Below are 13,769 nucleotides of genomic sequence, written 5' to 3'. Positions count from 1 at the left end.
GGGAGAAGGGTGGCCTGGAGTGACCGCGGAGTCGTTGCGCATCGCTCTCCTCACGTACAAGGGCAACCCGTTCTGCGGTGGTCAGGGGGTGTATGTCCGCCATCTCTCCCGTGAGCTCGCCCGCCTCGGCCACCGCGTCGAGGTCATCGGCTCCCAGCCCTACCCCGTCCTCGACGAGGGCGACGACCTCGCCGGTCTCTCCCTCACCGAGCTGCCCAGCCTCGACCTGTACCGCAGCCCCGACCCCTTCCGCACGCCGAAGCGCGACGAGTACCGGGACTGGGTCGACGCCCTGGAGGTCGGCACCATGTGGACCGGCGGCTTCCCCGAACCGCTGACCTTCTCGCTGCGTGCCCGCCGCCATCTGCGCGAGCGCCGCGGCGAGTTCGACGTCGTCCACGACAACCAGACGCTCGGCTACGGGCTCCTCGGCGGCCCCGCCGCGCTGGGCGCCCCGCTCGTCTCCACCATCCACCACCCCATCACCGTCGACCGGCAGCTTGAGCTCGACGCCGCGGAGAACTGGCGGCAGCGGATGTCCAAGCGCCGCTGGTACGCGTTCACCCGCATGCAGAAGCGCGTCGCGCGCCGCCTGCCGTCCGTGCTCACCGTCTCCGGCACCTCCCGCGACGAGATCGTCGAGCACCTCGGCGTACGTCCCGGCCGGATCCGCGTCGTGCACATCGGCGCCGACACCGACCTCTTCTCGCCGAATCCGGCGGTGCCCGAGGTGCCGGGCCGCATCGTCACGACCTCCAGTGCCGACGTCCCCCTCAAGGGCCTCGTCTTTCTCGTCGAAGCGCTCGCCAAGGTGCGCGCCGAACACCCCGAGGCGCACCTCGTCGTCGTCGGCAAGCGCGCCGAGGACGGCCCCGTCGCCCAGGCCATCGAGCGGTACGGGCTCGAAGGCGCCGTCCGGTTCGTCAAGGGCATCAGCGACCAGGAGCTCGTCGACCTCGTCCGCTCCGCGCAGGTCGCCTGCGTGCCCTCCCTCTACGAGGGCTTCTCGCTGCCCGCCGCCGAGGCCATGGCCACCGGCACCCCGCTGGTCGCCACCACCGGCGGCGCGATCCCCGAGGTCGCCGGGCCGGACGGCGAGACCTGCATCGCCGTACCGACGGCGGACGCGGGCGCCCTCGCCGCCGGACTGAACAGGCTCCTCGGCGACCCGGCGCTGCGGGTCAGACTCGGCGCGGCGGGCCGCGTCCGCGTCCTGGAGCGCTTCACGTGGGCACGCGCGGCCCAGGGCACCGCCGACCTTTACCGCGAGTCGATCGAGAGCGCCGGACGCCCGGCGCCCCGTCCCACGACCGACGTTGTGACCGAAGAGACCCCACAGGAAAGCAGGGCCACGTGCTGACCGTCGACTTCACCCGCTTCCCGCTCGCCGCGGGCGACCGCGTCCTCGATCTCGGGTGCGGGGCCGGACGGCACGCCTTCGAGTGCTACCGGCGCGGGGCGCAGGTCGTCGCCCTCGACCAGAACTCCGAGGAGATCGCCGAGGTCGCCAAGTGGTTCGCCGCCATGAAGGAGGCCGGTGAGGCCCCGGCCGGCGCCACGGCCACCGCGATGGAGGGGGACGCGCTGCAACTCCCCTTCCCCGACGAGTCGTTCGACGTCGTCATCATCAGCGAGGTCATGGAGCACATCCCCGACGACAAGGGCGTCCTCGCCGAGATGGTCCGGGTCCTCAAGCCCGGCGGCCGCATCGCCGTCACCGTGCCCCGCTACGGACCCGAGAAGGTCTGCTGGGCGCTGTCCGACGAGTACCACGAGGTCGAGGGCGGCCACATCCGCATCTACAAGGCCGACGAACTGCTCGGCAAGATGCGGGAGGCGGGCCTCAAGCCGTACGGCACCCACCACGCGCACGCGCTGCACGCGCCCTACTGGTGGCTCAAGTGCGCGTTCGGCGTCGACAACGACAAGGCGCTGCCCGTGAAGGCGTACCACAAGCTCCTGGTCTGGGACATCATGAAGAAGCCCGCCCTCACCCGGGTCGCCGAACAGCTCCTCAACCCCGTCGTCGGCAAGAGCTTCGTCGCGTACGCCACCAAGCCCCACCTTCCGAAGGACGCCAGCGGGGCCGCTGCGTGAGCAGTCCCGAGCGGACCGAACTTCTCGTACTCGCGGGTGTCCTGACGGCGGATCAGGCCGCGCGCACGGTCTCCGGCATCCTCGCCGTGCAGCGCCCCGACGGAGCCATCCCGTGGTTCCGTCGGCACCACCTCGACCCGTGGGACCACACCGAGGCCGCCATGGCGCTCGACGTGGCCGGCGAGCACGAGGCCGCCACCCGCGCCTACGACTGGCTCGCCCGGCACCAGAACGAGGACGGGTCCTGGTACGCCGCCTACCACGACGGCGACCCCGGCGACGTCACGGACCGCGGCCGCGAGTCCAACTTCGTCGCGTACGTGGCCGTCGGCGTCTGGCACCACTACCTCTCCACCGGCGACGACGCGTTCCTGGACCGCATGTGGCCGTGCGTCTACGCCGCGATCGAGTGGGTGCTGCGCCTGCAACAGCCCGGCGGCCAGATCGGCTGGAAGCGCGAGGACGACGGCACGCCCGTCGACGACGCCCTGCTGACCGGCAGTTCGTCCATCCACCACGCGCTGCGCTGCGCGCTCGCCATCGCCGAACAGCGCGAAGAGCCGCAGCCCGACTGGGAGTTGGCGGTCGGGGCGCTGCGGCACGCCATCCGCCGCCACCCGGAGCGCTTCCTGGACAAGAACCGCTACTCGATGGACTGGTACTACCCCGTCCTCGGCGGCGCGCTGCGCGGTGCCGAGGCGAAGGACCGTATCGAGGCCGACTGGGAGAAGTTCGTCGTCCCCGGGCTCGGTGTGCGCTGCGTCGTGCCGAACCCCTGGGTGACCGGCGGGGAGAGCGCCGAACTCGCCCTCGCCCTGTGGGCGATGGGCGAGTCCGACCGTGCGCTCACGATCCTTCAGGACATCCAGCACCTGCGGGACCCGCGGACCGGTCTCTACTGGACCGGCTACGTCTTCGAGGACCGGGCCGTGTGGCCGGAGGAACTCACGACATGGACCGCGGGGTCCGTGCTGCTCGCGGTGGCCGCGCTGGGCGGCGACGAGGCGACGTGCCAGGTGTTCGGCGGGGGACTGCTCCCGTCCGGCGTCGAGCCGGATTGCTGCGCGTAGTCGCACGCGCGGTGCCGCTCAGTTGCGGGAGAGACGGGTCGCCGAGCCTCTGGGTGGTCAGTACCGCCTGAGCCGGTTCGCGATCGCGTGGCCGACGAACAGGTACACCACTGCCGCCAGGCCGTACCCGGCAACTACCCGCGCCCAGGCCTCGTCGAACGTGAACAGGTCGTGCGACCAGCCGGCGAGCCAGCCCGCCGCGTTGTGGACGAACTGCACCAGGTCGTTGCCCCGGTTCGCGTCCAGCAGATACATAAGGATCCACAGTCCGAGGATCACGGCCAGGACGTCGGCCACGACCATCACGACCCGACCCGCTTCATTGGTGCCTCGGTAATGCCGATTCGCAGACATACGGTCCGGGTGTCCCGGATTCCGTCCGGGAAACGCAGGAATCCCAAGGGGGGCCTGGGGAGAGGCCGCTCGGGAGACACGGACGGGCTCGCCCGGGTGGCGCAGCGGCGGGGCCCGGGTGAGGCTGCCAGAAGTGCAGCCGCCCCACCCGCCCCGGAGGTCCCCGTGGTGCCCACCTTCCCCCTGCCCGTCCGCCGCCTCCTCGTGGCCGTGCTGATGTGCGGCGCGCTCCTGGGGGCGACGACCGCGTGCGGCAGCAGCGACGAGGACGCCGCGGCGACCCCGACGAGCAGCGGTTCGGCCGAGCGGCAGAAGTTCGCCAAGACCCGCTTCGTGGCGAACGCGGGCCTCGCGGCCGGCGCCACCTACCAGTGGATCGTGAAGCCCTGGCGCGCGGGCACCTTCAAGAACGGCGCCGACGGCCGCAAGTTCGCCCTGGTCAAGGCCGGTGTCGCGGGAGCCTTCACGTACAACCGGCTGAAGGCCGCCCTGAAGAACGCCCAGGGCGACCCCACCCTCGCCAAGGCGGTCGCACCGCTGGCGGCCGGCATCGAGTCCCTCAAGGACCTCCCGAGCAAGCTCCGCAAGGGCGACGGCGTCGACTCCGTCGCCGGCTCCTTCGACGACATCATCAACAACGTCAAGGACGCGGGGAAGAGCGCGGGCGCCGAGGTCACGAACAAGGTGCCTTCGGCCTCCCAACTCACCTCGGGTTCCTAGCGGTTCAGCGGATCAGGAGTTCAGCTCGGCCAGGACGCGGAGCGTGTGCGGGTCCGGTGACAGGACCAGCAGGTCCGTCACCGGGCCCTTGCGCCACAGTTCGAGCCGCTCCGCGATGCGCTGACGCGGCCCGACGAGCGAGATCTCGTCGGCGAACGCGTCCGGCACGGCGAGCACCGCCTCCTCGCGCCGCCCCTCGGCGAACAGCTCCTGGATCCGCCGGGCCTCCTCCTCGTATCCCATCCGCGCCATGAGATCGGCGTGGAAGTTGCGGCTGGCGTGCCCCATGCCGCCGATGTAGAAGCCGAGCATCGCCTTGACGGGCAGCAGCCCCTCGCCGACGTCGTCGCACACCGTCGCCCGCGCCATGGGCGCGATCATGAAATCGTCGCGCAGGTCGCTGAGGGACGCCTCGTAGACGTCCGTGCGGGTGGGCGACCAGTACAGCGGCAGCCAGCCGTCCGCGATCCGCGTCGTCTGCGCGATGTTCTTCGGCCCCTCCGCCCCGAGCAGGATCGGCAGGTCGGCGCGGAGCGGGTGTGTGATGGGCTTGAGGGCCTTGCCGAGCCCGGTGCCGTCGTCGCCGCGGTACGGGTGCGCGTGGAACCGCCCGTCGACCTCGACGGGCCCTTCGCGCCGCAGCACCTGCCGTACGACATCGACGTACTCGCGCGTGGCCGTGAGCGGCGACGTCGGGAACGGCCGCCCGTACCAGCCCTCCACGACCTGCGGCCCGGACAGCCCGAGGCCGAGCAGCACGCGGCCGCCGGAGAGGTGGTCGAGGGTGAGGGCGTGCATCGCCGTCGTGGTGGGGGAGCGGGCGGCCATCTGCGCGATGGCGGTGCCGAGCCGGATCCGGCTGGTGTGCGCGGCGAACCAGGTCAGCGGCGTGAACGCGTCGCTGCCCCAGGACTCGGAGGTCCAGACGGAGTCGTACCCCAACTCCTCCGCGTCCCGTACGAGTTGGAGGTGATCGGGATGGGGTCCGCGCCCCCAGTAGCCGAGTGCGATTCCGAGCCGCATACGCGCTCCCGTAGCTGATGCCCCGTCAGTTCCGGTGGGTGACTGTACGCGAAAGGCCCCTCGCCCGGAAGACGGGCGAGGGGCCTCGAAGGCGCTGGGGTGCGTCAGCCGCGCTGGATCCCCGTGGTGTCCTGGAGGACGCCGCGACGGCCGTCCTGCGTCTGGGCGACGAGGCCGGGGCCGCGCTGCTCGACGGCCAAGTACCAGGTGCCGGGCGCCAGTTCGGCGATCGGCGACGGGTTGCCGTCCTCGCCGTACAGCGGACGCGGCACCGGCACGGCGAACCAGAACGGGGAGAAGTCGGCGGCCGGCTGACCGCCCTGCGAGGGCTGCGGCGCGGGCGCGGCGGCCTGCTGCGGCTGCCCGCCGTACGGCTGGGCCGGACCGGGCTGACCGTGCTGGCCGGGCTGACCCGGACCCGGCTGCCCCGGGTGACCCGGCTGGCCGCCGTAGGGCTGACCCGGCTGCTGCGCGCCCGGGTACCCGTAACCACCCTGCGGCTGACCGCCGTAGGGCTGCGGCTGCTGCGGGCGCGGGGCACCGAGGAGCGCCGCCTTGAGGGCGGGGACCAGGGGGGTGGCGATGGCGGCGGCGGCCATGACCAGGGTGGCGATGAGGGCGAGGATGAGGCCGATGCCCGCGTCAGGGCCGTTGCTGCTGCCCTCGCCGACGTTGTTCACGCCGCCGGTCGGGTCGAAGATGTTGGAGAGCGCGCCCCAGGCGGCGAACACCGTGGCGGCCACGCCGAACTGGCCGAGGTCGAGGCCGGCGACCTTGCGCGGCTGCGGGAGCCCGCGTGCGACGACGATGAGGACTGCGCCGATGATGCCGGACAGGATCACGCTCATCAGGACCGGCCCGCTGGCCCATGCGTTGGGCATGTCGAGGCTCTCGGCGCCGTCGTACGAGTAGATCTCGAGGAACGAGGCGATGAACAGCAACACCGCTGCTCCGATCACCACGCCGTCGCCTCGAGTGAGGGAGCGGATATTCACTTCATGGTCCTTCGTCAGTCGTCTCGTCGTCGGAGGAGGCGCGCCTAGCGCGGGGGTGACCCCTCATCGTAGGGACGACACTATCGCCCACGTACGACAGGTGTCTGCCGAGATCCATGGCGTCACGGCTACCCGCGCAGGAAACTCACGATTCCCTCAGAGATGCCCTGCGCCGCCTTCTGCCGCCAGGAGCCGGAGGTCAGCCGGCCCGCGTCGTGGGAGTCCCGCATGTTGCCACATTCGATGAAGACCTTGGGGACGGTCGACAGGTTGAGGCCGCCCAGGTCGGAGCGGGTGTCCAGGGCCGTGCCGCCGCCCACGTAGTTCGACGGGGGCTCGGACGTGTAGCGGAGGAACTTGCCCGCGACGCGTTCCCCGAGGTCGCGTGAGGAGGCGACGATCGCGCGGGTGTCCGCGTCCCCCGCGTGCACGGATGCGGGAAGGATCACATGGAAGCCGCGGTTGCCGGCGGCGGAGCCGTCCGCGTGGACGGAGACGACGGCGTCGGCCTTCGCCGCGTTGCCGATCCGGGCGCGCTCGTCGACGCAGGGGCCCCAGGCCCGGTCGCCGTTCTGCGTCAACCGCACGGTGGCGCCCTGCTGTTCGAGGAGGGTCTTCATACGGCGCGCCACGTCCAGCGTGAACTGGGCTTCCGTGTAACCGGCGTTGGTGGCGGTGCCGGTGGTGTCGCACTCCTTGCTGCCGTTGCCGACGTTCACCGTGCGGTTGATCTCGGTCGCGTGCCGAAAGTTTCCCGGATTGTGACCCGGGTCGATCACGACGACCTTGCCCTTGAGGGGACCCGAGCCGCCCGCGGCGGGCTTCGACGACCCGGACCCGGTCGGCTTCTCGGAGGCGGACTTCGCAGGGGAGGGGGACGCCGACGACGTGGACGCCGACGGGGTCGGCTTCTTCGCGTCGTCCGTCGACCCGGGCGCCGACGTCGAGGACTGCCCGGGGGCCGGGAGCACCTTCGGCGGCTCGCCGTCGCCGGGGCTGCTCACCACCTGCCACAGCAGCCACGCCGCCAGCGCGGTCGGCACGAGCGCGGCGAACGTGACCAGCACGGGCCGCCCACCGAACCGACGGCCGCCCCGCGGGGCGTCGTCGCGGTAGTAGTCATCAAAGTCATCCGGGTCAGGACCTGCGTACGACACGTCCCCGACCCTAACCGCGAGCTCAGATCCCCGCGCCGGTTCGACGCAGGACGCGCAACGAGTCGTGTGCCGAGACCTCGGTGAACGCGCCGGACGCGAGGGCCCGCCGGTACACGCGGTACGGGGCCTGGCCGGTCCACTCGTCGTGCTTGACGGGGAACACGTCGTGGATGAGCAGGAGTCCGCCGTCGGCGACGTGCGGGGCCCAGCCCTCGTAGTCGGCGGTCGCGTGCTCGTCGGTGTGGCCGCCGTCGATGAAGACGAACCCGAGCGGCCCGCCCCACACCTGCGCCACCCGCGGGGACTTTCCGACGAGCGCGACCACGTGGTCCTCCAGGCCCGCCGCGTGCAGCGTGCGCCGGAACGTGGGGAGCGTGTCCATCGCGCCGACCACCGGGTCGACCGTCTCCGGGTCGTGGAAGTCCCAGCCGGGCTGCTGCTCCTCGCTGCCGCGGTGGTGGTCGACGGTCAGGGCCGTCACCTCGGCCGCGCGGGCGGCGTCGGCGAGCAGGATCGTGGAGCGCCCGCAGTACGTGCCGACCTCCAGGAGCGGCAGCCCGAGCGCCGCGGCCTCGACGGCGGCGGCGTACAGCGCGAGCCCCTCGCCGAGCGGCATGAAGCCCTTGGCGCTCTCGAAGGCGGCGAGGATCTCCGGCGCGGGCCTGTGGCTTGTGGTGGTCATGCCGTTCATGCTGCCGTACGCCGCCGGGCGCCCGCTCAGCAGCCCTGCCACAGCCGGGTCATGACGCGGACGCCGAAGCGCAGCCCGTCCAGGGGGACGCGTTCGTCGACGCCGTGGAAGAGCCGTCCGTAGTCCAGGTCGGCGGGCAGCTTGAGGCCCTTGAAGCCGAAGCAGCGGATGCCGAGCTTGGTGAAGGCCTTGGCGTCGGTGCCGCCGGGGTTGCAGTAGGGGACCGGGTGGCCGTCCGGGTCCTCGGCGCGCACGGCCGCGCACATGGCGTCGACGAGCGGGCCGTCGAACGTCGTCTCCATGGCGATGTCGTGGTTGACCCACTCGCGGGAGACGGAGGGCAGGAGCAGCCGGTCGATGGTGTCGACGAGTTCTTGTTCGTGACCGGGCAGGAAGCGGCCGTCGACGCGGGCCGTGGCCTTTCCGGGGATGACGTTGGTCTGGTAGCCGGCGGTGAACATGGTGGGGTTCGCGGAGTTGCGGAGCACCACCTGCATGAAGTCCGCGACGTGGCCCAGCTTGGCCAGCTCGGCGTCCAGGTCCTCGGCCGCGAGGTCGATGTCCACGCCCTGGAGGTCGGCGGCCTTCTGGAGCAGGGCGCGCACCGGCTCGATGAGGCGGACGGGGAAGGTGTGGCGGCCGATACGGGTGAGGGATTCGGCGAGGTCGGTGACCGCGTTCTCGTCGTTGGGGGACGAGCCGTGCCCGGCCCGGCCCGTCGCGGTGAGCTCCATCCAGGCCATGCCGCGCTGGGCGTTCTCGATCGGGTAGAGGCGCCGGGTGTCGTCGAGCGCGTACGAGAATCCGCCGCCCTCGCCGATCGCCTCGGTCACGCCCGCGAACAGGTCGGGGCGGTGCTCGACGAGCCAGTGCGCGCCGAACTTCCCGCCCGCTTCCTCGTCGGCGAGGAACGCGAGCACGAGGTCGCGGGACGGCCTGATGTCCGTACGGGCGAAATGCCGGGCGGTGGCCAGCATGACGGCCACCGTGTCCTTCATGTCGATGGCGCCGCGGCCCCAGAGGTAGCCGTCGCGGATCTCGCCGGAGAAGGGCGGCACCTGCCACTCGGCGGCGTCGGCGGGGACGACGTCCAGGTGGCCGTGGACGAGGAGCGCGCCGCGGGAGCGGTCGGTGCCCTCGATACGGGCGATGACGCTGGCCCGGCCCGGGGCGCTCTCCACGAGTTCGGAGGCGATACCGACCTCGGCGAGGCGGTCCACGACCCAGTCGGCGCAGGCCCGCTCGTCGCTGGTCGGGTTGGAGGTGTCGAAACGGATCAGCTCGGCGCAGAGTTCGACGACGTCGCGCTGGGCGTCCTCGGAAGCAAGGATGTTCATGCCGCTCCTACGGGGGACTGCTCGGCGGTGACGGGGAGCGTGTCCGCGTCGTCCGCGTCGTCCAGGGTGGTGGTGCCGTACGTCCTGATCCAGCCGAGCAGCCCGAGCACGGTGTAGAGGACGAACGCGGTGGCCAGGGAGTTCAGGGCCGGGATGCCGCCGTCGTAGAACTTGCCGACGCAGAAGGCGGCGGCCCAGATGACGAGGGACAGGGGGACCCAGGTCGGCGAGGTGGCGGGCAGCGTGCCCGCTTCCCGGGTCTCGTCGAGCGGCTTGCGCATCGAGCGGACCACCCAGTACTCGGCGACGACGATGCCGCCGACGGGCGGGATGGCCACGCCGAGCACCGAGAGGAACTCGGTGAAGTGGGTCATGATGCCGACCGCGGAGAGGGCGGTGCCGGCGATGCCGAGGGCGATGGTGACGGCGCCGCGGTGCAGGCGCTTCCTGAAGACGACCTGGAAGAAGTTGACGACGCCGAGCGAGGAGCCGTACAGGTTCCAGTCGTTGATCTTCGCCGTCGACATCAGGACGACGAGGACGCCGAAGACGCCGGACGTGGAGAGCACGATCTGCGAGACCTCGTTGCTCTTGACCATGTGGCCGAGCAGGACGCCGGTCAGGCCCACGAGGTACTCGGAGAGGATCATCGAGGACGCCGTCTGGAGGAAGACGTGGCTGCCCTTCTTGTTGTAGCGGGTCATCTCCGGGGCGACGATCGCGCCGGTCATGTAGCCGCCCGCGATGGCGGTGGCGGCGACGGACAGCGGGATGGCCTGGCCGGGCGGCGGGGAACTGATCAGGTCGCCGATGGAGTGCTCGCTGAGCGCGTCGATCACGGACCAGGCGACCATCGCGAAGAACAGCGGGGTGACGATCTTCGCGAAGACGGCCATGTAGCGGAAGCCGAAGATCACGAGGACGGTGATGGCGAGGCCCGCGACGACGCACCACAGCCACGACGGGCCGCCGACGAGCGACGAGACGCTGTTGCCGAAGATCGTGTTCTGGACGCCGAACCAGCCCACGAGGCTGACGGCGATCACGAAGCTGACGAGCGCGGAGCCGTTGCGGCCGAAGCCGACCCAGCGGGTCAGCAGCGGCGTCGCGAGCCCTTCGCGCATGCCGGCCATGCCGATCAGGAAGATGACGACTTCGAGGATGACGGCGCCGAGCGTGAAGGCGAGGAAGGCGTCACCGAAGGTCATGCCGACGCCGATGGTGGCGCCCAGGGTGAACTGCGAGATGGAGCCGGACTGGGCGAGCCACTGGAGCAGCATCGTCCAGAAGCCGAGTCGCTTGTCCCGCGGGACTCTGGACAGCGCGTAGTCGTCGCTGCCCACGTTCTTCTTCGTGGTGGCCATGGCGTCACGACTCCGTAGGTGCGTTGCCGAGGGTCTGGAGGTGGGCGAGTGAGCCGTAGCGGCTCACCAGGGCGTCGAACTCCCCGGCGTCGTGGAAGTCGATGCGCCCGCCGCCGTAGGCCTTCGCGGTCTCGACGGCGAACCGGGCCGCGGCCGCGATGTCGCTCTCGTGGCTGGCGCCGGTCTGGCAGCCGGGGACCGCCGCGGCCGAGGTGACCGCGAGGCCGACGACCGGGGCGGCGGTCGCCGTGGCCGGCTGGAGGATCGAATTGATGTGATGTACACCGTTACCGTACGGGGTGATGTCCTGCGTGGTCACGGGGTACGTGACCAACGGCTCACCGGTGACGACCGCGAGCAGTTCGCCGAGCGGCTCGCTGACCCGCAGCACCCAGCCCTCCTTGACGGTGGGCGACAGGGCGAGGCCCTTGTGGTTGATGATGCGGTTGCCCTTGGTGGTGTCGATGGAGAGCACGGCCTCCATGTCGGCGGTCACCTCGTGCCGGTTCATCGTCGCGATGTCGACCGGGGAGTCCATGAAGGGCACCGGGTCGTGCGGCGCGGTCGGCGCGTCCGGGCAGATGTGGGTGGCGATCACCACATCTCCGTCGAGCACGTCGCCGCGGCGGCGCATGTCGAGGAGCTTGGCGGCGGTCGCGAGCGCGGCGGCGGCGCCGTCCGCGTCGGAGACGAGGCCGGTCATCTCGGGCCGGGCGCCGACCCCGCCGAGGCGGCCGACGACGCCGAGGGTGCGGGCGTCGCCGCCGCGGCTGCGGCCCTTGGAGCCCGGGACGCGGACGAGGACGAAGTCGGTGGAGCCGCGCTCACCCGCCACGGTGGTGACCTCGGCCCCGGAGCCCTCGGGGCCCGCGACCGAGTCGAGATAGGCGACGGCGCGCTTGCCGTCGGCATCGGGGTCGTCCAGCAGATCGACGACATCGAGGACGTACTTCAACATGCGGGGTCCCTCTCACTGCTCGGCGCCCGGTCGCGAGTTCCACCGGTGCTGACAGCAGATTCGGGATCGGCTAGCGTTGTCCGCAACTGTTTCCCGTTATTTGCAATTCAGGTCTGGATGGTGAGATGGCGTGCCGGAGATCCCGCTCGACCGGAAGACCCCGGCCGGCGCGCTGCAGACCGTCGACCGGGCCCTGCTGGTGCTGCTCGCCTTCGAGCGGACGCGGCCGGACTGGGGCGTGACGGAGGTCGCCGCCGAGTTCGGCTGGGACACGTCGGTCGCCCAGCGGCTGCTCTCGACGCTGGCCGGGCGCGGCTTCCTGGTCTCGGACCCGGCGACCCGGCGCTACCGGATCGGCCCGGCGGTGCTGCGCCTCGGGCGGCTGTGGGAGCGCTCGGGCTCACTGGAGCTGCTGGCCAACCCGGTCCTGGAGGAGCTGCGCGCGGCCACCGGTGACACGGTCCTGTTCTGCCTGCCCGACAGCTTCCACATGCGCTGCGTGGCCGCCGTCGAGGGCGAGGAAGGGCCGCTGCGCTACTACCCGCTGGTCGGCGAGCTGTACCCGGCGCACGCGGGCGCCACCAGCAAGTCCTACTACGCGTTCCTGCCGGACGACCAGCGCCACCGGCTCTTCCGCGGCCGCCCCATGGCCCGCTTCACCGAGCGCACGGTGACCGATCCGGACGAGCTGGAGCGGGAGTTCCTCGCCGTCCGCGCCCAGGGCTACGCCTGGACGGTCGGTGAGTACGACGCCGGGATCGGCACCGTCGCCGTGCCCGTCTTCCTGGGCCGCGAGCCGTACGGGAGCCTCAGCCTCGGCGCCGCCAAGGAGCGCTTCCCGCACGGCCCCGCCGACCGGCTCGACGCGCTGCGCAAGGCGGCCCAGGTGCTGGAGCGGCGCCTCACGCACCCGCCGCAGCGCACCCGGCGCGGCCGAACGGACGCCAACTGAGCCGTACGGACGTCAACTGAGCCGTACGGACGTCAACTGAACCGCGCACACCGCTTGTCGCCGACATCGATTAGGAGCCACCCGCGCCATGAACCTGCTGCTGCTCTCCAACTCCACCCAGTACGGCCGGGGTTACCTGGAGCACGCCCTCGACATCGTCACCGGCTTCCTGCCCGCGAAGGCCCGCCTGGCGTTCGTGCCGTACGCGCTCGCCGACCACGACGCGTACACGGCGCGGGTGCGCGGCGCGCTCGACGGGGCCGGGATCGAGGTCCACGGAGTCCACGAGGGCGACGACCCGCTCGCTCAACTCTCGGCCGCGGACGCGGTGTTCATCGGCGGCGGCAACTCCTTCCGGCTGCTGAGTGCGCTGTACCGGACGGGGCTGCGGGACGCGCTGGCCAAGGCGGTCCGCGCGGGCCTGCCCTACATGGGGGCCAGCGCGGGCACCAACATGGCCGCGCCGACGCTGCGTACGACCAACGACATGCCGATCGTGCAGCCCCCGTCCTTCGAGGCGCTGGGCCTGGTCCCCTTCCAGATCAACCCGCACTACCTGGACCCGGACCCGTCCTCCACGCACAAGGGCGAGACCCGCGAGGAGCGCCTCACGGAGTTCCTGGAGGAGAACGACGTGCCGGTGCTCGGCCTCCGGGAGGGCTCGTGGCTGCGGGTCGCGGACGCCCGCGCCTCGGTGGAGGGCGCCCACCCCGCGCGACTGTTCCGACGCGGGGCCGAGCCCCAGGAACTGGCGGCGGGGTCGGACGTGTCCGAACTCCTGGAGATCGAGGCGCGGTTCGACGCCTCGTAGTCCGGCAGGGGAATCACCGCGGTGGCCCTACGCGGCGCAGCAGACGGTGGCCGATGTCGGCGAGCGCGGTCAGGGTCTGTCGCGCCGCGGTGCGGCGGTACGCGTGCCGGGACCATACGGCGGGCAGCACGATGCCGGTGAAGAGCAGCAGGAAGACGAGCAGGGCGAGGGTGCCGAGCGGGCCGAGCGCGGTGAGTGTGTCGGTGAGGAGCGAGTTCACGGTGACCTCCTGGCGGGAAG

At 71.6% G+C, this 13,769-nt stretch carries 15 protein-coding genes; 6 read left to right on the top strand and 9 right to left on the bottom strand.

Annotated features, from left to right (window positions below; all coding sequences use genetic code 11):
* Positions 1–19 precede the first annotated feature (19 nt).
* The 3 genes from V2W30_RS12130 to V2W30_RS12120 are packed head-to-tail and all read left to right on the top strand — an operon-like array spanning position 20 to position 3,167.
* Entirely contained in the window at positions 20–1,360 is a 1,341-nt protein-coding gene (locus V2W30_RS12130; RefSeq protein WP_338696051.1) for a glycosyltransferase family 4 protein, read from the top strand.
* Entirely contained in the window at positions 1,354–2,097 is a 744-nt protein-coding gene (locus V2W30_RS12125) for a class I SAM-dependent methyltransferase (RefSeq protein WP_338696049.1), read from the top strand. The genes V2W30_RS12130 and V2W30_RS12125 overlap by 7 nt, the downstream gene beginning before the upstream one ends.
* Positions 2,094–3,167 (top strand): prenyltransferase/squalene oxidase repeat-containing protein, encoded by a 1,074-nt coding sequence (locus V2W30_RS12120; RefSeq protein WP_338696047.1) that lies wholly within the window; start codon positions 2,094–2,096, stop codon positions 3,165–3,167. The genes V2W30_RS12125 and V2W30_RS12120 overlap by 4 nt, the downstream gene beginning before the upstream one ends.
* Before the next feature lie 57 nt (positions 3,168–3,224).
* On the opposite strand, the gene V2W30_RS12115 is transcribed toward V2W30_RS12120, so the two are convergent.
* Positions 3,225–3,521 carry a hypothetical protein gene (locus tag V2W30_RS12115; protein ID WP_338696046.1) on the bottom strand — a complete coding sequence of 99 codons (297 nt, stop codon included), beginning with the start codon at positions 3,519–3,521 and terminating at the stop codon, positions 3,225–3,227.
* 216 nt (positions 3,522–3,737) lie between these two features.
* Between V2W30_RS12115 and V2W30_RS12110 the strand changes: the two genes are divergently transcribed.
* Positions 3,738–4,241 carry a hypothetical protein gene (locus V2W30_RS12110; protein WP_425244677.1) on the top strand — a complete coding sequence of 168 codons (504 nt, stop codon included), beginning with the start codon at positions 3,738–3,740 and terminating at the stop codon, positions 4,239–4,241.
* 12 nt (positions 4,242–4,253) lie between these two features.
* Here the strand turns inward: V2W30_RS12110 and V2W30_RS12105 are convergent, their stop codons facing one another.
* From V2W30_RS12105 to V2W30_RS12075, 7 genes are all read right to left on the bottom strand, one after another.
* Positions 4,254–5,264, bottom strand: a complete 1,011-nt coding sequence (locus tag V2W30_RS12105; RefSeq protein ID WP_338696043.1) for an LLM class F420-dependent oxidoreductase — start codon at positions 5,262–5,264, stop codon at positions 4,254–4,256.
* A gap of 104 nt (positions 5,265–5,368) precedes the next feature.
* A complete protein-coding gene (locus V2W30_RS12100; protein WP_338696042.1) occupies positions 5,369–6,259 on the bottom strand; it encodes a hypothetical protein in 891 nt (296 codons plus the stop codon).
* A 128-nt stretch (positions 6,260–6,387) separates the two neighbouring features.
* A complete protein-coding gene (locus V2W30_RS12095) occupies positions 6,388–7,416 on the bottom strand; it encodes an N-acetylmuramoyl-L-alanine amidase (RefSeq protein WP_425244523.1) in 1,029 nt (342 codons plus the stop codon).
* A 22-nt stretch (positions 7,417–7,438) separates the two neighbouring features.
* On the bottom strand, positions 7,439–8,098 hold the full coding sequence (locus V2W30_RS12090) for a class I SAM-dependent methyltransferase (protein WP_425244522.1): 660 nt from the start codon (positions 8,096–8,098) through the stop codon (positions 7,439–7,441).
* A gap of 35 nt (positions 8,099–8,133) precedes the next feature.
* A complete protein-coding gene (locus tag V2W30_RS12085; RefSeq protein ID WP_338696041.1) occupies positions 8,134–9,444 on the bottom strand; it encodes a M20/M25/M40 family metallo-hydrolase in 1,311 nt (436 codons plus the stop codon).
* Positions 9,441–10,808, bottom strand: a complete 1,368-nt coding sequence (locus V2W30_RS12080) for a cytosine permease (protein ID WP_338696039.1) — start codon at positions 10,806–10,808, stop codon at positions 9,441–9,443. Before V2W30_RS12080 ends, V2W30_RS12085 begins: the two co-directional genes overlap by 4 nt.
* A 4-nt stretch (positions 10,809–10,812) precedes the next feature.
* Entirely contained in the window at positions 10,813–11,766 is a 954-nt protein-coding gene (locus tag V2W30_RS12075) for a DUF1177 domain-containing protein (protein ID WP_338696037.1), read from the bottom strand.
* A 130-nt stretch (positions 11,767–11,896) separates the two neighbouring features.
* Here V2W30_RS12075 and V2W30_RS12070 point away from each other — a divergent pair, with 130 nt between their 5' ends.
* On the top strand, positions 11,897–12,718 hold the full coding sequence (locus V2W30_RS12070) for an IclR family transcriptional regulator (protein WP_338696036.1): 822 nt from the start codon (positions 11,897–11,899) through the stop codon (positions 12,716–12,718).
* An 88-nt stretch (positions 12,719–12,806) separates the two neighbouring features.
* The gene (pepE, locus tag V2W30_RS12065; RefSeq protein WP_338696034.1) at positions 12,807–13,529 is read left to right on the top strand and encodes a dipeptidase PepE; all 723 of its coding nucleotides are present in this window, start codon (positions 12,807–12,809) and stop codon (positions 13,527–13,529) included.
* A gap of 13 nt (positions 13,530–13,542) precedes the next feature.
* Here the strand turns inward: pepE and V2W30_RS12060 are convergent, their stop codons facing one another.
* Entirely contained in the window at positions 13,543–13,749 is a 207-nt protein-coding gene (locus tag V2W30_RS12060; RefSeq protein ID WP_338696032.1) for a hypothetical protein, read from the bottom strand.
* Between the last annotated feature and the right edge of the window lie 20 nt (positions 13,750–13,769).

This window comes from Streptomyces sp. Q6, assembly GCF_036967205.1.
Lineage (GTDB): Bacteria > Actinomycetota > Actinomycetes > Streptomycetales > Streptomycetaceae > Streptomyces > Streptomyces citrinus.
The sequence above is the reverse complement of the archived record's forward strand: the minus strand, read 5'-3'. Positions and strand labels throughout refer to the sequence as shown.